At 62.8% G+C, this 19,267-nt stretch carries 21 protein-coding genes; 6 read left to right on the top strand and 15 right to left on the bottom strand.

The window, feature by feature from the left end; translation table 11 throughout:
- Positions 1-6: 6 nt before the first annotated feature.
- The 8 genes from HU806_RS04010 to gspG form a co-directional block, all read right to left on the bottom strand.
- A complete protein-coding gene (locus HU806_RS04010; protein ID WP_186610019.1) occupies positions 7-1,239 on the bottom strand; it encodes a substrate-binding domain-containing protein in 1,233 nt (410 codons plus the stop codon).
- Between the two features lie 339 nt (positions 1,240-1,578).
- The gene (gene gspF, locus HU806_RS04005) at positions 1,579-2,790 is read right to left on the bottom strand and encodes a type II secretion system inner membrane protein GspF (RefSeq protein ID WP_186610018.1); all 1,212 of its coding nucleotides are present in this window, start codon (positions 2,788-2,790) and stop codon (positions 1,579-1,581) included.
- Positions 2,790-4,232, bottom strand: coding sequence for a type II secretion system ATPase GspE (gene gspE, locus HU806_RS04000; RefSeq protein ID WP_186610017.1), 1,443 nt, complete (start codon positions 4,230-4,232; stop codon positions 2,790-2,792). Before gspE ends, gspF begins: the two co-directional genes overlap by 1 nt.
- On the bottom strand, positions 4,229-6,613 hold the full coding sequence (gspD, locus tag HU806_RS03995; RefSeq protein WP_186610016.1) for a type II secretion system secretin GspD: 2,385 nt from the start codon (positions 6,611-6,613) through the stop codon (positions 4,229-4,231). The genes gspE and gspD overlap by 4 nt, the downstream gene beginning before the upstream one ends.
- Entirely contained in the window at positions 6,610-7,164 is a 555-nt protein-coding gene (locus HU806_RS03990; protein WP_186610015.1) for a type II secretion system protein M, read from the bottom strand. Before HU806_RS03990 ends, gspD begins: the two co-directional genes overlap by 4 nt.
- Entirely contained in the window at positions 7,157-8,329 is a 1,173-nt protein-coding gene (gene gspL, locus HU806_RS03985) for a type II secretion system protein GspL (protein WP_186610014.1), read from the bottom strand. The genes HU806_RS03990 and gspL overlap by 8 nt, the downstream gene beginning before the upstream one ends.
- A complete protein-coding gene (gspK, locus tag HU806_RS03980) occupies positions 8,326-9,309 on the bottom strand; it encodes a type II secretion system minor pseudopilin GspK (protein WP_527251134.1) in 984 nt (327 codons plus the stop codon). Before gspK ends, gspL begins: the two co-directional genes overlap by 4 nt.
- Positions 9,297-9,746 carry a type II secretion system major pseudopilin GspG gene (gspG, locus tag HU806_RS03975; protein WP_186610013.1) on the bottom strand — a complete coding sequence of 150 codons (450 nt, stop codon included), beginning with the start codon at positions 9,744-9,746 and terminating at the stop codon, positions 9,297-9,299. Before gspG ends, gspK begins: the two co-directional genes overlap by 13 nt.
- Positions 9,747-9,918: 172 nt before the next feature.
- Between gspG and gspI the strand changes: the two genes are divergently transcribed.
- Positions 9,919-10,299, top strand: coding sequence for a type II secretion system minor pseudopilin GspI (gene gspI / locus HU806_RS03970; RefSeq protein ID WP_186610012.1), 381 nt, complete (start codon positions 9,919-9,921; stop codon positions 10,297-10,299).
- Position 10,300: 1 nt separating this feature from the next.
- Here gspI and HU806_RS03965 read toward each other — a convergent pair whose 3' ends face one another.
- Positions 10,301-10,729: a type II secretion system protein N gene (locus tag HU806_RS03965; protein ID WP_186610011.1), complete on the bottom strand. Its 429-nt coding sequence runs from the start codon at positions 10,727-10,729 to the stop codon at positions 10,301-10,303.
- A gap of 91 nt (positions 10,730-10,820) precedes the next feature.
- Here HU806_RS03965 and gspH point away from each other — a divergent pair, with 91 nt between their 5' ends.
- Complete coding sequence (gene gspH / locus HU806_RS03960) at positions 10,821-11,279, top strand: type II secretion system minor pseudopilin GspH (RefSeq protein ID WP_186610010.1); 459 nt, start codon at positions 10,821-10,823, stop codon at positions 11,277-11,279.
- Positions 11,279-11,890, top strand: coding sequence for a PulJ/GspJ family protein (locus HU806_RS03955; RefSeq protein ID WP_186610009.1), 612 nt, complete (start codon positions 11,279-11,281; stop codon positions 11,888-11,890). The genes gspH and HU806_RS03955 overlap by 1 nt, the downstream gene beginning before the upstream one ends.
- Positions 11,891-11,906: 16 nt before the next feature.
- On the opposite strand, the gene HU806_RS03950 is transcribed toward HU806_RS03955, so the two are convergent.
- The 3 genes from HU806_RS03950 to HU806_RS03940 are packed head-to-tail and all read right to left on the bottom strand — an operon-like array spanning position 11,907 to position 13,984.
- Complete coding sequence (locus tag HU806_RS03950) at positions 11,907-12,863, bottom strand: FecR family protein (RefSeq protein ID WP_186610008.1); 957 nt, start codon at positions 12,861-12,863, stop codon at positions 11,907-11,909.
- A gap of 54 nt (positions 12,864-12,917) precedes the next feature.
- The gene (locus tag HU806_RS03945; protein ID WP_186610007.1) at positions 12,918-13,463 is read right to left on the bottom strand and encodes an RNA polymerase sigma factor; all 546 of its coding nucleotides are present in this window, start codon (positions 13,461-13,463) and stop codon (positions 12,918-12,920) included.
- A 17-nt stretch (positions 13,464-13,480) separates the two neighbouring features.
- Positions 13,481-13,984: an STN domain-containing protein gene (locus HU806_RS03940; RefSeq protein WP_238350112.1), complete on the bottom strand. Its 504-nt coding sequence runs from the start codon at positions 13,982-13,984 to the stop codon at positions 13,481-13,483.
- Positions 13,985-14,351: 367 nt separating this feature from the next.
- On the opposite strand from HU806_RS03940, the gene HU806_RS03935 reads away from it, so the two are divergent.
- Together HU806_RS03935 and HU806_RS03930 are read left to right on the top strand one after the other, a co-directional pair.
- Complete coding sequence (locus HU806_RS03935) at positions 14,352-14,660, top strand: hypothetical protein (protein WP_186610005.1); 309 nt, start codon at positions 14,352-14,354, stop codon at positions 14,658-14,660.
- A 242-nt stretch (positions 14,661-14,902) separates the two neighbouring features.
- Positions 14,903-15,406 (top strand): GNAT family N-acetyltransferase, encoded by a 504-nt coding sequence (locus HU806_RS03930; protein WP_186610004.1) that lies wholly within the window; start codon positions 14,903-14,905, stop codon positions 15,404-15,406.
- 14 nt (positions 15,407-15,420) lie between these two features.
- Here the strand turns inward: HU806_RS03930 and HU806_RS03925 are convergent, their stop codons facing one another.
- The 3 genes from HU806_RS03925 to HU806_RS03915 form a co-directional block, all read right to left on the bottom strand.
- A complete protein-coding gene (locus tag HU806_RS03925; RefSeq protein ID WP_527251132.1) occupies positions 15,421-15,798 on the bottom strand; it encodes a hypothetical protein in 378 nt (125 codons plus the stop codon).
- A 168-nt stretch (positions 15,799-15,966) separates the two neighbouring features.
- On the bottom strand, positions 15,967-16,308 hold the full coding sequence (locus HU806_RS03920) for a YajG family lipoprotein (RefSeq protein WP_186610003.1): 342 nt from the start codon (positions 16,306-16,308) through the stop codon (positions 15,967-15,969).
- 167 nt (positions 16,309-16,475) lie between these two features.
- Positions 16,476-17,654 carry a XylR family transcriptional regulator gene (locus tag HU806_RS03915; protein ID WP_186610002.1) on the bottom strand — a complete coding sequence of 393 codons (1,179 nt, stop codon included), beginning with the start codon at positions 17,652-17,654 and terminating at the stop codon, positions 16,476-16,478.
- Between the two features lie 155 nt (positions 17,655-17,809).
- Between HU806_RS03915 and xylA the strand changes: the two genes are divergently transcribed.
- Entirely contained in the window at positions 17,810-19,126 is a 1,317-nt protein-coding gene (gene xylA, locus HU806_RS03910; protein ID WP_186610001.1) for a xylose isomerase, read from the top strand.
- The last annotated feature ends 141 nt before the right edge of the window (positions 19,127-19,267 follow it).

Here is a 19,267-nt window from a genome sequence, read left to right as displayed (position 1 = left end):
CAGGGTTTAGAGCGGACGACCAATGCCGTTGCAGGCGGTGGTGTTGCCCACCGACAGCGAGTTGGTGGCGGTGAAGAAGGTTTCGCGGACCGCGGTTTTCCAGGTGTCGGTGATCGGGATCAGCTTGGCGGCGATGATTTCATCGTCGTTGTTGAGCAGGTCGTTGAGGGTGTAGTGGCGGCCGATAAAGCTGCGAACAGCGGAAGTATCGGTGCTGTCCTTGTAGCACTGGTTGAATACCAGGAAGGTGTAGCCAACGATGCTGTAGCCCGTCGCTGGGTTAGGCAGGACCTTGGCCCAGTTTTCCGGCAGGCCACGATCAGCGGCGGCTGGCGGAGCGATGGTGCTCAGGGCGGTCGTCACGTTGCCGATGGTGGGCAGGTTGCCGTTGACGCGAGCGACCACGGCGTTGCTGCTGGCGTTGACGTCTTCCGGACCGACGTAGCCGATGGCGCCTTCGGTGGAAAGCACGGTGCTGGCCATCGCGGTGCTGCCGGTCACGGCAGTGGCGTTTGCCGGAACGGTGCCGACGGCCGTGGTGAAGGTGCCGTTGGTGGTGAACTTGGTCGGGCACTGGCTGTTCAGGTGACGGGTGAAGATCTCGCTGGTGCCGCTGCTGCCGGCGCGGTAGTAGACCTTGATCGGGGTGGTTGGATAGGTGCTGTTGACCTGGTTCCAAGTGGTGACAGTACCCGAGAAAATGTTGCACAGCTGGGCGCTGGTCAGGTTCAGGTTGTTGACGGCGGTGCCGTTGGCCAACGTGAGTTTGTATGGAACGGTCACCGAAGTGGCTTCGGCAGGAATCTGGATGATCGGACCCCAGTTGGCGGCGTTGCCGGTCGGCACGGCGGGCGACTGGTGAGCGGCGCGATAGGTGGTCAGTTCAGCGCTGGACAGAATCGAGTCGCTACCGGCGTAGTCAACGGTCACGGCCGGAACGTAGACCTTTTCCAGGGCGGTGGCCGAGTTGCCGTCCAGGTTCCAGACCAGCACGTCGGAGTTGTTGGTCAGGAAAGCGGTCTTGCCGCCGCCGCTGCCCACACCCACGTAGTTGGCGAAGGCCGGTTGTGGCGCAGGGCCGTTGAGGATGCCGACGGGAGCCGCGACGCCACCGGTTGGAGGCACGCCGTACAGGTTCTGCGGCAGAGTGGCACCGCCACCGACGACAGCGGCCATGGCCTGGGCGGAGCAAAGGCCGGCGACGGCCATGGAAACAGCAAGAACGTTGCGCTTGAACATGAAGAATCTCCTTTCATCGTGTCTGGACGTTGGTAGTTCGCTTGTGCTTCTCATCGCGACCGCTGCCCCGAGCAGATTTCCAGCGCTCTTTTAAAGGGGTGGCCACGGCGTAGAAGCTCTCAACTTCCGGTGACAGAGAAAGGAAAAAATCTCGGGTGTTCGACGCTGTTTTTCCTAAATATTCTCGGGAGTTACCGACACCTTCCTGACATTTCGCTCAGCTTTCGCAGCATGAGTGCAACCCCATGCCGTGCCCTTCCCCGTGGGCCGTAGCCTGGCGCGCTGTACATGTCGAACGGATGAACCCGAGTGGCGCTCTGGTGTGGGATGACGCAGGTTTCATTGCACCAGCTGATTGATCTCGATGATCGGCAGCAGCACAGCCATGACGATGGTCAGCACGACGCCACCCATGATCACGATCATCAGCGGCTCCAACAGCGCCGTCATGCCCATGGCCCTACGTTCTATATCGCGGGACAGGGTTTGCGCGGCGCGCTCGAGCATGGGCGGCAAGTTACCGGTTTTTTCGCCGCTGGCGATCAGGTGGATCAGGATGGGCGGGAACACCTTGCCGACTCGCAGCGCGTTGGCAAGGCCCACGCCTTCGCGTACCCGCAGCGTCGCATCGGCCACGCAATGGCCCAGGCGGTCGTTGGCCAGCGTCTGCCCGGCGGCGTCGAGGGCACGCAACAGTGGCACGCCGGCGCTGCCGAGAATCGCCAGGGTCGAGGCGAAACGCGCCGTGTTCACCCCGAGCACGAAGCGGCCTATCAGCGGAAGCCGCAACACCCGGCTATGCCAGGCCAGGCGTGCCTCGGCGTTACGCAAATAGCGGCGCCACCCCCACCAGCAACCGGCCAGCCCGGCGAAACAGGCCCAGCCCCACGCGCGCAGGAAATCGCTGGCCTGCAGCATCACTCGGGTCAGGGCTGGCAGGTCCTGGCGCGCCTGGGAAAAGGCGCTGACCACCTGCGGCACCACGAAACCCAGCAGGAAAATCACGATGACGATGGAGACCACGCCCACCACCGCCGGGTAGATAAACGCCGTAAGGATCTTGCCCCTCAGGTTGTTGCGTTCTTCGATGTAGTCGGCCAGGCGTTCCATCACTTGGGCAAGGTCGCCGGATTCTTCGCCAGCGGCAATCATCGCCCGGTAGATTTCGGGAAAATCCCGTGGCCGTGCGGCGAGCGCATCGGCCAGGCGCATGCCATTGCGCACATCGCCACGCACCGCGCCCAGGGTCTCGGCGATGTGGCGTTTCTCGGCCTGGTCCACGGTGGCCGACAGGGCCGCTTCCAACGGCAAGCTGGCGCCCAGCAGGCTCGCCAGTTGGCGGGTGGCCCAGGCCAGATCGCCGTCGGACAGCTTGGGGCTGAACATACCGGGCGCACTGGCGCTGTTGACGGCCTGTTGTTCATCGATGCGCAACGGCGTCAACCCACGGCCACGCAGTTCACCCATCGCACTGCGCTGGCTGTCGGCTTCCAACACGCCCTGTTGGATTTTCCCGGAGGCATCGGCGGCCTCGAAACGGTAGCGGTTCATCAAGCGTCCCGGGTCACGCGCAGGATTTCCTCGCGGGCGGTGGAGCCACTGGTCACCCACCGCTCGCCGTCCTCGCGCATGCTCGACATACCGGCCTGCCGCGCACTTATGCGCAGCGCCTGTTCGCCTTCGCCCTGGTGGATCAGCCGGCGCACCTCGTCGTCCACCACGAACAATTCATGGATGCCGGTACGGCCGCTGTAGCCGGTGTGATTGCAACGTGGGCAGCCGTGGGGGCGCCACTGTCCCGGCACCGCTTCATCAGGCTGCTTGCATTGCGGACACAAGCGCCGCACCAGGCGTTGCGCGAGGACGCCGAGCAGTGACGACGCCAACAGGAAGGGTTCCACGCCGATATCGGTCAGCCGGGACACAGCCGACACGGCGTCGTTGGTGTGCAAAGTCGCCAAGACCAAGTGCCCGGTCAACGAGGCCTGGACCGCGATCTGGGCGGTTTCCTGGTCGCGGATTTCGCCGATCATGATCACGTCCGGGTCCTGGCGCAGGATGGCGCGCAGGGCCAGGCCGAAGCTCATGTCGATCCGGCTGTTGACCTGAATCTGGCTGATGCCCGGCAAATCGTATTCCACCGGGTCTTCGACGGTGAGGATGTTGCTGGTACTGGCATCCAGGCGGGCCAGGGCGGCATAGAGCGTGGTGGTCTTGCCGCTGCCGGTAGGACCGGTGACGAGCACGATGCCGTGGGGTTGGCGGATCAGTTGGTCGAGTTGAGTGAGCACGGCGGGCGCCATGCCCAAGGTTTCCAGCTGTAACCGCCCGGCCTGTTTGTCCAACAGGCGCATCACCACCCGCTCGCCGTGGCCGGTGGGCACGGTGGATACCCGCACGTCGATGGGTCGTCCGGCGACACGCAGGGCGATGCGGCCGTCTTGGGGCAAGCGTTTCTCGGCGATATCCAACTGCGCCATGATCTTGATCCGCGACACCAGCGCCGCATGCAAGGCTTTGCGCGGAGCGACTACATCGCGCAGGGCGCCATCGACGCGGTAGCGCACCACGGAATGACTTTCGAACGGCTCGATATGAATATCGCTGGCTTCATCCCGCGCCGCCTGGGTCAGCAACGCGTTGATCATGCGGATGACCGGGGCGCCACCTTCGCTGTCCAGCAGGTCGGCGACTTCCGGGATGTCTTGCATCAGCCGGTCCAGGTCGACTTCATTTTCCGCCGCGCCGACGATCGCGGCGGCGCTGCCGGTATCGGCATAGGCGCTGGTCAGCAGCGCCTCCAACTCATCGTCGCGGATGCGTTGCAAGGCGGTGATGCCATAACGGCGACGAACCTCATTGATGGCCCAGCCGGGCGTTGCGGCGCTGACCAACAGCACATCGCCCTCCTCGCCAGCCTTGAGCAACAGCCGTTGGGCCTTGGCCCAGGCGTAGGGCAACGCGCCCTGGCGGGTTGGTTGCCCAGGGTTCATGGCTGCTTGCCCGTTTCCAGCGGCACGGCGCGGATGGCTGCGCGGGGCACCTGATTGAGCGGCGCTGGATTGCGTGACGGCACGTTGAGCGGCATCGCCTGCTCGGCTGGGGGCAACTGCGGCGCCTGCATATCGGTAAGCGGCCATTTGTGGGTTGGCTGCAGATTGCCTTGGGCGCGACGGATAAAGTCATAGCGATTGAGGGTGATGCTGCGTCCGACATTGTTGTCGCGAATGATGTACGGGCGCAGGAATACCATCAGGTTGGTCTTGGTCCTCGAACGGCTGTCGCTGCGAAACAGCGCGCCGATGCCGGGGATACTGCCCAACCCCGGAATGGCATCGGAGCTCTCGGTAAAACCATCCTGGAGCAAGCCGCCCAGTACCATGATCTGTCCATCGTCGAGCAGGATGCTGGTGTCGATGGCGCGCTTGTTGGTCACCGTGCCGGCGTCACTGGAGGCACGCGGGTCCACGCTGCTGACTTCCTGGTAGATGTCCAGCTTGACCGTGCCGCCTTCGGAGATCTGCGGACGCACGTTCAGGCGCAGGCCTACTTCCTCGCGCTCGATGGTCTGGAACGGGTTGTTGCTGTTGCCCCCGCCATTGGTCACATAGTTGCCCGTGACGAACGGGATGGTCTGACCGACGAAAATGCTCGCCGCTTCGTTGTCCAGCGTCAACAGATTGGGGGTGGACAGCACGTTGGTGCCGCCCTTGCTTTTCAGCGCGCGGGCCAGCACTTTCAGATCCAACACCTGGCCGATGCCCGGAATATTCACGGTGCCCGAAACCTTGCCGATGCTCAGGCCACCGGGCAGCGCATCGATACTGTTCTTGGCCGATGTATTGATGCCGGCGCCGCCCAGGTTGGCGCCGCCGATCCAGCCATTGCCGGCAAGGTCGCCGGCCTGCCATTGGATGCCGAATGCGCTGGCATCGTCTTCACTGACTTCGACGATCAGGCTTTCGATCACCACCTGGGCTCGGCGCTGGTCGAGCAGGTCGATGACCTCCCGCAGGTTGCGATACAACGGGTCGGGGGCGGAAATCAGCAAGGTGTTGGTGGTGGTATCGGCCTGCACGGTCACGCCATTGGCGGAAAACGCCACCGCGCTTTCGCCGGACTGATGGCCGCTCTGGCCGCTCTGACCACTCGGCATTTGCAGGCCGGCGCCCTGGCCGTTGCTGTTTTGCGAGCTGGCGCCGGTACTCGAGGAACTGCTGCCATTGCCGGTGGTGCTGTTGCCCGATTGGCCCCCCAGGCCGCCGCCACTCAACAGCGCTCGCGCGCCGTCGGTGGACGCACCGGCCATTTCCCCTTCACCGGTGAGCAAGCCGCGCAGGGCCTGCGCCAATTTGTTGGCCTGGGCGTTGCGCAGATACACCACGTGAAGATTGCTCGGGTTGTTCTGCGCGTTGTCGAGCTTGTAGATCAACTGGCGGGCCAATTCGGTACGCTCGGGGCTGCCGGTGCGCAGGATGATGCTGTTGGACCGTGGGTCCCCAATCACCGAGACCTTTTGCGTGGCATCGGCGCCCTGCACGTCCAGCAGCTCGGAGACCATCGTCGCGATGTCGACCGCAATCCCGTTCTGCACCGGCACCACATCGGTGTCGATGGCCCCGGGAATGTCGATGTTGGCGATGATCTGCGCCACGCGCCTGAGGTTTTCCGCGTAATCGGTGACCACTACCGTGTTGTTGCCAGGATAGGCATTGATGGGGTTGTTAGCCGACACGATAGGCCGCAGCACCGGAATCAGGTTGACCGCGTTTTCGTACTGCAGGCGGTAGGTCCGCGTGATCATGCCATTGCCCGCCGGACGGTCGGCGTCCCCCACCGGGCCGCCCAGCAACTTGGCATCGGCTTCCGGCACCACCTGGCTGACGCCCTCCACTTCGACCACGGCAAAGCCTTGCATGCGCAGGGCCGCCAGCAACATGTCGTAGGCGGTATGAGCCGGCACTTCGCCTTCAGACACCAGGGTCAGTTGGCCTTTGATGCGCGGATCGACCAGGAACTGGCGACCGGTTGCCCGGGACAAAGCGCGCACCACGGCGGGAATGTCGGCCTCGACAAAATTCAACTGCACCGGCTGCTTGCCCAAGCCGTTGCCGGCCACCGCCGCAGCGTCGGCGGAAGAACGCGGGCTCGAGCGCGACGGTGCCTTGTTGACCTGCCGCTGCCGCTGCTCTTGCACCTGCGCCTGGGCTCGCTGGCGTTCCACCAGCGCATCGCCGCTGCCGGTCTGCGCCAGGGGCTGGCCGAGTTCGCTTTGCGCGGCAATGGGCTGCGGTTGCTCGCCGCCCCATTGGCTACAGGCACTCAGCAGCAGCGCCAAGGGAAATGTTGACGCGTACGTACCAAACCGCTTCATGAAGAGTCCTTAGCGCCTGGCGCCTGTTCCATGCCGACGACCCCGGAAATCCGCGCGGCCGTCTCAGTACTTTGCGTTGCTGTCCGTTGCAAATGAGCGTCACGCACCCGCAGGCCGAGCCTGGGTGCGTCGTCCAGTAACCAGTTCAACACGGCGTCGGCCGGCGCGTTATCGAGTGTCAGCCGCCACGTCGTGGCATCACCCTCTGCGCTGTTTTCCAGGCGGTAGGCGCCCGCGAGACCGATGCCATCCAAACGCTCATGCAAAACCTGCGGGGTGATCGCGCCGGGCGGTACGCTGGCGCCTTGCACCTCGCCCAGCACCGATTCCAGCGCTGTCGCCTGGGAACGCAGGCGCGGCAGCTCGACCTGCCAATGATCGATGCGTTGCAGCGGCGGTTGGATCAAGCCGTACCACAGCACCATCACCGGCAACACCACGGCGGCGACGCGCAAGATGCGTTTATCCCGCGCGCTGCTGCGTTGCCAGAACTGCAGTGCGCTGGCGCGCTGGGCCTGCCAGCGGGCGCGATAGCCGGCGAGGCTACTCATCCGCGGCCTCCGCGACGGGCGTCGTCTTGGCGTCCGCTGGCAAACGCCTAAGGGTCCACTGCCCGTTGGCCAGATCTGCTTGTATGCCGCCTTGCGCCAGGCTGGCTTGCCAACTGCTCTCGGCAGGGGGTTTGCGGGCCGGCGCGCGCGGGATCAGGTGCAATTGCGTGCCATCGAAGTCGAGCTTGTCGACGGCGCCCGCCATGAACGGCAAATGCCCAGCCGCCTGCTGCACCAGGACCGCGAAGCTGAGCGGTCCTTCGGCCAACGTCCCGTCGCGTCGCGCATCACGTTGCTGACGCGCCTGTTGCAAGGGATTGAGGACCACCGGCAACTCGGGGAAAACCTGCTGCACCCGACTGACCATCTGTCTCTTGATTGCTTGGCCCTCATCGGCCAGCCGCATGGCATACAGATTGAGGCCCAAGGTCCAGATCAACGCCGCCATCGCGCAACCAGCGACGGCACGGCCCCAGCGCTGATTGCCCCGTGGGTTCTGCTCGATGCCGCTGAGCAGACTCCATGACGGCACCGGGCCGATCCAGCGCTGTTCGCCCGGCAATGGATCGACGTCGGCCAAGCATTCTGGCCGCGCGCCGACCCAACGCACCGCCCTCTCGCGCAATTGCTCGAGCCCTTCTTCCATCAAGGGATGAACCCAGGCGCGTTGAAGGTCCTCGCGTACCAGCAGATGATCTTCCACCCAAGTTGCCGTGCACGCGCCGGCCTCGGCCAACGATAAAAAGCACGGCGCCGCGTACAGGCCGCGCGGCTGCAACTTGAGCGTTTGCAACAACTGCGAAAGACACTGCAGGGCCGCCCGGTCAAACCAAGCCAATTGCACCTGGCCGCCCATGTCGCGAGGCCCGTGTACCAGGTGAACGATATCGTCGCTGCCCAGCAGCAGGTTGTCCGCCGCGCAACGCACGGCATCGCCCAGGCGCGCAGGTGGCAGCGGGGGCAATTCGACGCAGGCCAGCAAGCTGTCCTGGGGATGCAGACAGAGCTCCAACGCCTGGGTTTGGGCAGCGCTGCTCAGCTCGCGCAAAGACTGTCGACCCTGCTTGACCAACGCGCCCTTACGGTCGAGCCAGGCACACTCCAACAGGCTGTCGGCGCTCAACTGCGCCAACGGCGCCAGGGCCATCCGCAGTAAAGCGCTCATGCGCCCACCCGCGACCAAATCACTCGGGGCCGGTTCAGCTCACCGCGATAGAACAGCGCCTGGACGCTGAACTGGCGCTGCTCGACGGTGGATTGCCCGCGCAACAGAAACCACTCGCTGGTGATACCCAGCCGTAGTTGTTCAGTGCTCATCTGCGGTACACGCAAGCGGTTGAGGTAATCCCCGCTATTGATGAACCACTGGCCACGGTCGCGCTCGGCGATCAGCGCTTGCGCCTGGGCCACGCTCATGCCGGGCACCCGCGCGGCCAGGACTTGGGCGGTGGTGGTGTTGCCGTTCACCCAGGTGATTGCTGGCAGCACCGTGACAAAGGGGCGCAAGCGCTCAAGAGTGGCGGGGTCGATACCCGGCAAGCTGGCCAAGTCATCGAAGTGGCGCAACATCGGCCGGGTGGCGGGCAGCGGACGGCTGTCTGCGTCGGGCGATGTCAGGCGGCCGCTGGCCAATCCCGTTCCGGCGCTCGTGCTTTGCGACGCAGGCTGCAAACGCCTGGGGTACGCTTCGATCACTCGCTGGACGATGCGATTGGCCTGGGCAAGCGGCACGCCCAGTTCGGCGCAAAGGCGTTCGAACACAGCGGATTCCAGCGTGTCGAGCTGTCCGTCCAGGACCAGGTTGCGCAGATTGAATTTGCTCTGCTCATCGCTGATGCGACCGTCGAACACGCCGCTCTCAGAGCCCAGGCGCACGCCGCGCATGGGCTGCGCCCAGTCCTGGTCCAAACGCGTCATGGGTTCGCGCAGCCGTTGCTGCCACAGCGCCTGCCGGGTCCACTCCAGCACCCCGTTGGACAGCCAGGCGCCCCGCACTCGCTGGCTTTCGCTTTCCACGCCACGAGTCACCTGCGTCTGCCGGGCGATCATGCCGGCGGCAATCACCGCCACCACGGTCGCTACGAGTAAGGCGCTGATCACCGCCATGCCGCGCTGCGCTGAATGCCCCACGGCTAAAGCTGCCAGGAGCCGATATCAGCGTTGACGCCTTCACCGTCGGGCTGGCCATCGGCGCCGAGGGAGAACACATCAACCTCGCCGTTGGTGCCTGGGTTGAGGTAATTGTAGGCACGACCCCAAGGGTCCTTGGGCAATCGCTCCAGATAAGCGCGCCAATTGGCGCTGGTGGCATTGGCGGGCTTTTGCGCCAAGGCTGCGAGGCCTTCGTTCATGGTCGGGTAGCGTCCTTGATCAAGGCGAAACAGCTTGAGCGCCTGCATCAGCCCGGCGACGTCCTGGCGAGCCGCCGTGGCTCTGGCCTGGTCCGGCCGGTCGAGGACTTTGGGCACGACCATGGCGGCGAGAATCCCGAGGATGACCACCACGACCATGATTTCGATCAGGGTAAAACCTCGCTGCCGGCGAGGGCCTTGTGTGGGACGGTTAGACGACGCGACACCCATCTCGACACTCCTTGGCTGGCGCCTGGTTCGGCGCGGATTGAGGTTTCCATTCGCTGCGGATTGTTCCAGTCGCATATGTCACTGGTATAAAAAATCCTCAGGAGCTTTGGTCAGCAATCCGTCAAGTGCGGGCATTAGGCTGAAGTCCATTTCCCCGACGACGTTCATCACCATGACCAGACAGGTGCCCCGGCAACGCGGTTTTACCCTGATCGAAGTGTTGGTGGCGCTGCTGATCGTGGCGGTGGCGATGTCGGCGGCGGTACGCGCCAGTGGACAAATGAGCCAGAGCAACGCGCTTCTGCGCGAGCGCTCGGTGGCACTGTTGGCGGCGCAGAACAGCCTGGCCGAACTGCGTCTGCGCGGAGTGAAAAACAAGGACAGCGCCATGCAGCGCTGTGATCAAGGACGCTTGAAACTCAGTTGTGAACAGCGGGTAACTCGCAGCGGCGATCTGCTGCGGGTGCAGGTCCTGGTGCATGATCGTGAACAACACGGGCCGCCGCTGGCGCGCCTGGAAACGTTGTTCAGCCGTCCCATCGCCAAACCATGAATCAACGCAGCGACGGCAGCGCCACCGGCGCCGGCAGGCGGGCTATCGGCAAACGCGACTCAGTGCCGGCGCGGTCGATGACCACGGCGTCGCCTTCGATACCGCGCAAGCGCACGCCCTCGCCCAGTTGCTCCCCCGCCAGGAAGGCCCGGGGCGGCCCGTCATCGATACTGAGGACCGCTACCGCGCCATTCGGGCCGGCCAACAGGCCGCTGAGCTTGATCTCCAGGGTATGCGCCGAACTGGCAAACCACTGGGCCGCCTCCTGGCCGGTGGCGGCCAGCGGTGGCAAGGCTGCGCTGCTGGCCTGGGCTTGCACGGGCGCCGAATCGTTGAGCAAAAAACCCCATGTGACCAGCCCCGCCACGCTGGCAAGCACGGCGGCAGCCTGTACCAGGGTGGCCGGGTTCAACCGATGGAAATGGCGCATGAGCGGATCCTCCGTGAATTCGAGTGAATCAGGCTACCCGTGCTTTCTCACGCTTTTATTGCAAATCCACCCCAGATACAGGCGCAGCGCCATGAATAATTGGCGACACCGGCAACAAGGCTTCACGCTGATCGAACTGATGGTGGTGTTGGTGATCATCGGCATTGCCAGCGCCGCCATCAGCTTGAACATCCACGCCGACCCGGCGCGCGGCCTGCGTGAAGACGCCAAGCGCCTGGCCTTGCTGCTCGGGACCGCCCAGGCCGAAGCGCGCAGCGACGGCCGGCCCATCACCTGGGTCGCCGACAACCAGGGCTACCGTTTCGTGCGAAGGGATGTCGTCGATGCGCGGGATCGGGAGTTCATCAACGACCCGCAACTACGGCCCAGACGCTGGGATTCGGCGCCAGTGGAGGTGCGCATACGCCAGGGCAAAACGCTGGTGCTCGACGCCGAATGGATTGGCGCCCCTCTGCAAGTCACCCTGTCCAGCAACCAGGCCAGCGTATCGGTGACGCGCACCGCGACTGGCCGCATCGAGGTGCAGTGATGGACCGCCAAAGAGGCTTCACGCTGATTGAGGTGATGGTCGCCATTATGCTGATGACGATCGTCAGCCTGATCGCCTGGCGCGGGCTCGACGGCGTGACCCGCGCCGACGCTCACTTGCAGGACAGCGTCGAGCAACACGCGCAACTGATGCGTGCGCTCAACCAGTTGCAGCGAGACTTTGCCCTGCGCGCCACCACTGAGTTGGCCGAGCCAAAAGCCCCTGACGACCCGTCTGTCGCCAGCCTTCCGGCGCCTGCGGCGATCAGCATCCGCAGCAGCGACAGCAACCCGTTGCAATTGGAACTGATACGCGCCACGGCGGCGCAGGACGGCAGCGTGCAGCGCGTGAAATGGTGGATCGACAACGGCACGTTGTTTCGCGCCGCCGGTGCCGGCCGGTCGCGCTACCCATTACCTGCGCCCAAGGGAGGCGTGGCGGTGCTCAGTGAACTGGAGCGCGTCGATGTGCGGGTATGGCGCGCGGATCGTGGCTGGAGCCATCTGACCGGCAGCAAGGAGGAAAACCCGGCTGGCCTGGAGTTCAGCTTCAGCCGTCGCACGGCGCAAGGCACCGAGCAGTACCGCCAGGTATTGGCGCCGGTTGAATGATAGTGCATGAGTGGTTTTAGCTGACCAGCACGATGCCGCCCGGTAGCTCGGTGATCGAGGCGCCATAGGCATCGCGAATCAGCACGGCGACATTCGCCAATTGCGCCAAGCTGAAGCGCGCCTGCACCTTGCGCTGCCCCAGTTGCGCGTTCATCAACACAATCATCCCAGGGCGGTAGCGGTTGATTTCATCAATCACGCTCGCCAACGGTGCGTCGTTGAACACCAGCATCTGCTCACGCCAGGCCATCACTTGCTGCGTGTCGAAGGCGCTGGGTTGGCCTTGTCGCTGCGCGGTATAGGTCAGTTGCAGGCCTTGCACCAGGCTTATGCGACGTCCTTGATGCTGGACTTGCACGCGACCTTCCAGGCACGTTACGCACACGCTGCCATCGATGGCTCGCACATTGAATCGCGCACCATCGGCCAGCAGCTCGGCATTACCGGCCAATACGCGCAAAGGCGTACGGGCCTGGACCTCCACTTCGCCGCTCAGCACTTCGATGGCGGCATCGCCCGCGGCCACGGTGCGCTGGCTGATACGCGTCTGGGTATTGAGTTCAAGCACTACGCCCTGGACCAGGTCGACACGCCGTTGCTCACCCACGTCGGTTTGAAAATCAGCCCCCATGAACCCGCCATCGAACAGCGCCGGACGCGCTACCAATACCGCCACTGACGCGGCAATCGCCCCGCCGAGAAACGCTCGCCGGCCGAAACGTCGGGGGTGATCGATGACCTTAGCCGCCTGTACGCCTTGGAGCATTTGCTCGGCAGGCGCCATGGCTTGCCACAACTGCCGGGCCTGGACAAATGCCCGGGCATGTTCGGAGCTCTGTGCGCTCCACCGGCGAAAGGCCTCGGCATCGGCTTGGGTGGCGTGCCCGGACGTCAGGCGCACCAGCCAATGGAAGGCTTCGTCCCGGAGCTGGCTAACCGTGGCAGTGGCCGATTCAGATGCGCTTATGGACATGTTTTTCAAACGTGCAATGACTCGAGAAAGTACGCGCGACACGCGCTTCATGACCTAAGACTGTTTTCCCGCGCCGGGACCGAACCGCTGGATCACTTTTCTTTCCAGGCGATCCGCACAGTATTCCAGCGCAGCCTTGAGTTCCTTCTCGACCATCCGGGTGGAAATGCCAAAACGCTGGGCGATCTCCTGATGCGGCGTTTGCTCCATGCGCGATGCCATCAATATTTGCCGACGCCTGGAGGAAAGCTCGGTCAGCGCCTGCATCAGCGCGCGAATTTCAATCTGGCCGCCCACGATCACCGCCGGGTCCTGATGCTCGTCGACCGTTTGCATCAGCTCTTCGATTTCGATACCGGTGAGCAGTCGCGCGTCCTGTGCACGACGGTCAGCGGCGATGTTCAGGGCCATGCGAAACAGGTAGGCACCGGGTTTCTGCACATCCAACGGCTGTTCCATGCGGTCTACCCGCAGATAGGTTTCATGCAATACGTCGTTGGCCAGGTCATCGGAGCCCAGACGCCGGCGCAGGCGCGCGCGAAACACATCATAGGAAGCCAGGAACACCTTGAGCATGGCGCTCTGCTCCTTTTCCGTCATGGCTTTACCGCTCCTTCCTATGGGTTGCATTCCATGCCAGCGGCAGCGGCGTCCGGCACCACCAGCACCGTCACCGGCTGCGGCAACGACGACGGCGGTAGCTGGCCAATATTCAATCGGCCCAGCGCCTCGACTATCGCCGCATCACGCTGGTCATCACCGGTGGAAGCCAGCAAGCGACTGTGCTGCACCTCGCCCAACGCGCCCACCCACACTTGCAACGCTGCGCGATAACGGCCCGGGCGAGTCACCACGGAGCGACATAGCGCCTGCTCCAGCGCAGACTGCAAGGCGTTGGCAAAACTGTTCTCACGTAACCTGGGATTGCCGTGGCGTGGCGGCGTACCTGCACGGCTGGCGACCTCGGCTCGTTTGACGGTAAATGCATCCGCGCCGGTGTATAGCGCCATCAGGCCGCTTCCGGCCAATAACTGCTCCAGCGCCTGGCGCGCATGCAAGCGCCCATTCACCGCCGTCGATCGCCGTCCATGCGTCAGCTGGCGATCAACCAGGATTGCCATTGCGCTGGTTCTACTGAAAAGGTCCAGGGCGGCACTCAGCTCCTGAGCGGGGATTGCAAATTCGACCAAGCGATCCGCTCGGTGGCCAGCCTCACGAGGCGCAGGCGTGGCTGACCACGCATCCCTTTGCGGCATCAGTGCCTGGAGCAAAAAAAACAGTACCGTGGGCGCGAGGCAGCACCTGCTCAGCGCTTCTCTTGACATAGACGGCTTCCGGCCCGAACGGCGTGTCGACGCCCTGCGTTGGCGCATCATGAGAGCTGTACATGTCGTTTGTGTGACGATCGCTGCAAAAAAAACATCGCCATACGCTGCGCGATTCCGAGGTAGATTGGATTCTTCTGCCGCCGCGAAAAGGAACCTCGTCATGGACTGTCGCGTATTCACGCCACTGCTTCTTATTCTTCCCTTGTGGGTGCAAGCCGCCGAGCCAGTGAATGAGGGATGCATCAATGTCGAGGTGAACGGCTACAAGGCACTCTCCTATGAATGCCTGAGCGAGCAGATGGCTAACCCGAAGGGCACGGCGGCAGCTCGCAAGAACCAGGAAGCGATGAACGTGCCGATCGACCAGCGCGCGCCGAACAAGCTCGGCTTGTACAACCAGTCCGCTACGCGAATTCGCATGGGCAACACCTTTGGCAATTCCGCCTTGCCGCAACGCCCGCCGCAGTAGCGTAATGCTGTTCACTTGAACCGTGGCGAGGGAGCTTGCTCCCGCTCGGCTGCGCAGCAGTCGCATAACCTGCCAACGCGCTCCGTCTGGAAGACCGCATTGCCCATTTGGGGCTGCTTCACAGCCCAACGGGAGCAAGCTCCCTCGCCACAGGTTTGTTGAACGTCTTAAATGAACAGCATTACGCCGCAGTAGCGGCACTGGCACCATGAATGTATTTGGTAGAAAACAGGACGTGTTACATGGACCAGGACAACATCAGGATTCGTACCCTGCAACTCAGCGACACCGAGGCATTGCTGGCGTTTGAAGTGCAGAACCGCGAATGGTTCGAACGCCACATCGACGCGCGTGACTCGGCGTTCTATTCGATGCAGGGTGTCAGCGAGCACATCGCCGATTACCTGTCCGGCTTAGCCGCTGCGACCTGGCACCCGTTTGTGATTGAAGACGCAAGCGGAAAGATTATCGGACGAGCGAACCTGAAAGACATCGACACCTGGGGGCGGTCAGCGCAAATCGGCTATCGGATCGCCCAGGACGCATGCGGTCGAGGACTGGCGACACTGGCGGTGAAACACTTGATCCAACAGGCCCAGTCGCACTGGCGACTCGGTCGGCTGCAGGCCAATGTCTACGCGACCAACATAGGCTCGGTAAAAGTGCTTCTGCGCTGTGGTTTTCTGCCGGAGCGTTCCAACCGGGACGAAACCGGGCATGACAATTGGTACGGCCTTTCAATCTAGCTTCAGGGGCCAGTTTATCGAGACCCAAACGGATAATGCTTGATACGACAGGGATAGTCGTTGCCATCACCTTTGCAAATCCCATCCAGGTAGCGGTATTTGATCCGGACCGTCTGGCCTTTTGCGGGCCATTGCCGGCGCGGCAGCGTGCCTTGGTAGTCGGCGGTTTCCGGGACGAAACCGAGCACCGCGCCCTCCGCCGGACATTCCACGCCGGGTGAGACCGGACGCGCTTTAAGCACCTGGACCTTAAGCTCTGGCGTGGGTCGTTTCACCACTTCGGTAACCTTCAGCTCAATTTCACAGATCTGCCACGTCGAGGCCTGCACCGGCGCGCAAAGGGTCGCAAGCGTCAAGACGAATGGAACGGCGCGCGCTGGGAACATATTCATTTCGATCCTTGTGATGTGCGGCGACTTTGCGTTCGCCATCCTCTCACATCCGGCACGCATGGTTCCCGTCGACAAAAAAAAGCCCCGCGACCGAATGCGGTGCGGGGCAAGGGGATTGGTTGGTTGCGGCCAACCAAAGGAGCACGGTAAAAAGCGTTTACGAACCGGTCAGATGCATTCCTGTGCAGCGCGCTCGAAACTCGAAGGCATGAGATTGGAGGCCAGCAGATGGCGCTCGTAGATGAACACCTTGCCGCCGCTGCCGGCCTTGTAGGCTTCCAGGACATTGTCTGCCAGCACCTTGCTCGGCACGACGATGCGATAGCTGCGCTGGGTCTGCGAGACCAATGGGCTCAACGCACTGCCTTGCAGCTTCGGTACGACACATTCGGCGTATTCAGCCGGCGTCTTGCTGGTCTGCAAGGTCAGGGTCGGATCGTTCGGCGCCGAGGCACACCCCGCCAGCAGCAACGGGGTCAACGCCAGGGAAAACAAAAATAAAGGGCGCATGGTCGGGTCCTGAATAACAAAGAGGGGGCTGCGTGTTCGATGGCGGTGATTTTCCAATGAATGTGTTCAAAGCAGAACTTGCATTTGGTAATGGTCACTATTACTCCCAGCAATAGTTGCAAGCCGGGCAGGATGACCAGAGCGGTGTGCAGCCCTCTGTCATTTCCTCAATCAACCTGACGCACTTGATACTCCCGAGGCGTGCAGCCGAATTCGCGACGAAACACCGTGTGCAGGTACTGCGCCGATTTGAAACCACAATTCTGGGCGATGTCGGCAATCGGCGAGCCGGTGTTTTCCAACCCTTTGGCGGCGGCGGCCAGTTTGAAACGGAGGATTTCGTCGTGGACGCTGCAGCCCCGCTCCTTGCGAAAGTGCGATTCCAACGATGAACGCGACACCCCTACGTAAGCCGCCACCTGGGCGGTCTTGATGCCCTGGCAGGCGTATTGGCGGATGAACAGCAGTGCCTGCATGACATAGGGATTGCCCAATGGTTGGTGCAGGCTCGATACCTGCACATTGATCGCATCAGGCGGGATTAGAACCTGCGTGCCCGAGGACGGCATGCCATGCAGCATTTGGTGAAGCAACCGCGCGGCGGTCCGGCCCATGGTTTCGGTGCCCTGCACCACTGAACTCAGCGGCACCCGGGTCAGGCTGCGGGTCAACGGGTCGTTGTCGATGCCGATCAGGGCGACTTCTTCCGGCACGGCGATCCCGGCGGTCAGGCAGGCTTGCAGCAACTGCCGGGCCCGGGCGTCGCTGACGGCGATGATGCCGATGGGCTTGGGCAGGCTTTGCAGCCAGGCGATCTGCTGCTCGACGGCGCTGTCCCAGAGTGGCGCGCTAGTGCCCATGCCGCGATAGACCTCAGCGTGCAGGCCATCGCGCTGGACCAATTGGCGAAAGGCTTTCTCCCGCTCCTGGGCCCAGCGATTGGCTTGTGCTTCGGGCAGGCTGAAGCAGGCGAAACGCGTCAACCCGGCCTCGATCAGATGCTCGTAGGCCAATTTGATCAGCGCGTGATTATCCGTGGCGACATAAGGGATGCCCTTGGGGTAGGCGCGCTCATCCTGATACGAGCCGCCCACCGCCACCACGGGCAACTTGATTCCGGCCAGCGCCTCGCCAATCAGTGGGTCGTCAAAGTCCGCAATGATCCCGTCGCCCTGCCAGCGTTCGATCCCTTTCAAGCGACACAGGAAGTCTTCCTCGAGGAACAGATCCCAGGACGCGCGCGTGCTGCTCAGGTAGTTGCCGATGCCGCTGATAATGCCGCGATCGTAGATCTTGCTGCCATTGAACAGCAGGGCAATGCGGTGAACGGGCGGGACGGTTTTCATGGTGTGTTCCCTATGCCGATCGACACAGACTAGGCGCGCAGGCGTTGATTCTCAATACTCAAAATCGAACTGTCTGTTGGTGATTTTCATAATCTGCACCGACAGGGGCGGCGTTAGTATCGGGACACCGCCAAGAATAAAAAGGAAACCGTCCCATGCCGTACTTTCCCGATGTCGAGACGATTCGCTTTGAGGGCCCGCGCAGCGACTCACCGCTCGCCTTCCGCCATTACGATGCCGACAAACTGGTGCTTGGCAAACCCATGCGCGAGCATCTGCGCATGGCCGTCTGCTACTGGCACACGTTTGTCTGGCCGGGGTCCGATGTGTTCGGCGCCGGCACCTTCAAGCGCCCTTGGCAGCACGCCGGGGACCCGATGGAGCTGGCGATCGGCAAGGCCGAAGCGGCGTTCGAGTTTTTCTCCAAACTGGGCATCGACTATTACTGCTTCCATGACACCGATGTCGCGCCGGAAGGCCAGTCGTTGAAGGAGTACCGCAACCACTTCGCGCAGATGGTCGACCACCTGGAGCGCCATCAGGAACAGACCGGGATCAAGCTGCTCTGGGGCACCGCCAATTGCTTCAGTAATCCACGCTTCGCCGCTGGCGCCGCCAGCAATCCGAACCCGGAAGTATTTGCCTGCGCCGCCGCCCAGGTGTTCAGCGCCATGAACGCCACCCAGCGCCTCAAAGGCTCGAACTACGTGCTGTGGGGCGGCCGTGAAGGTTACGAAACCCTGCTCAATACCGATTTGAAACGCGAGCGCGAACAGCTGGGCCGTTTCATGCGCATGGTGGTCGATCACAAGCACAAGATCGGCTTCAAGGGCGACCTGCTGATCGAGCCCAAACCCCAGGAACCGACGAAGCATCAATATGATTACGACAGCGCAACGGTGTTCGGCTTCTTGCAACAGTTCGGCCTGGAAAACGAGATCAAGGTCAACATCGAGGCCAACCACGCCACGCTCGCCGGGCACAGTTTCCATCATGAAATCGCCACAGCGGTCTCGCTGGGGATCTTCGGCAGCATCGACGCCAACCGTGGCGATCCGCAGAACGGCTGGGACACTGACCAGTTCCCCAACAGCGTCGAGGAAATGACCCTGGCCACCTATGAAATCCTCAAGGCTGGGGGCTTCGGCAACGGTGGATTCAACTTCGATTCCAAGGTCCGCCGGCAAAGCGTGGACGACATCGACCTGTTCCACGGTCATGTCGCGGCGATGGACGTGCTGGCGCTTTCCCTCGAGCGCGCAGCGGCGATGGTGCAGAACGATCAGTTGCAGGCATTCAAGGACCAGCGCTACGCCGGCTGGCGGCAGCCATTCGGCAAGGCCGTTCTGGCGGGTGATTTCAGCCTCGAATCGCTGGCCGAGCACGCCTTTACCAACGACCTGGATCCGCCAGCCGTCAGCGGTCGGCAGGAGATGCTCGAAAACGTCGTCAACCGGTTCATCTATCCCTGACGGTGAACCCGGTTCGCGGGCGCAGCGAGGTTGTTACATTCGCGCGACAAATCTGTGCCCGCAACGCCGTGTAACTCTCTACAGTTCTACCGGCATCACGTTCATCGTCAGGCAGTGTCTTTCAAAAAACAATAAAAGGAC

It is taken from the genome of Pseudomonas sp. SWRI154 (assembly GCF_014268645.1).
Classification (GTDB): Bacteria; Pseudomonadota; Gammaproteobacteria; order Pseudomonadales; family Pseudomonadaceae; genus Aquipseudomonas; species Aquipseudomonas marvdashtae.
The sequence above is the reverse complement of the archived record's forward strand: the minus strand, read 5'-3'. Positions and strand labels throughout refer to the sequence as shown.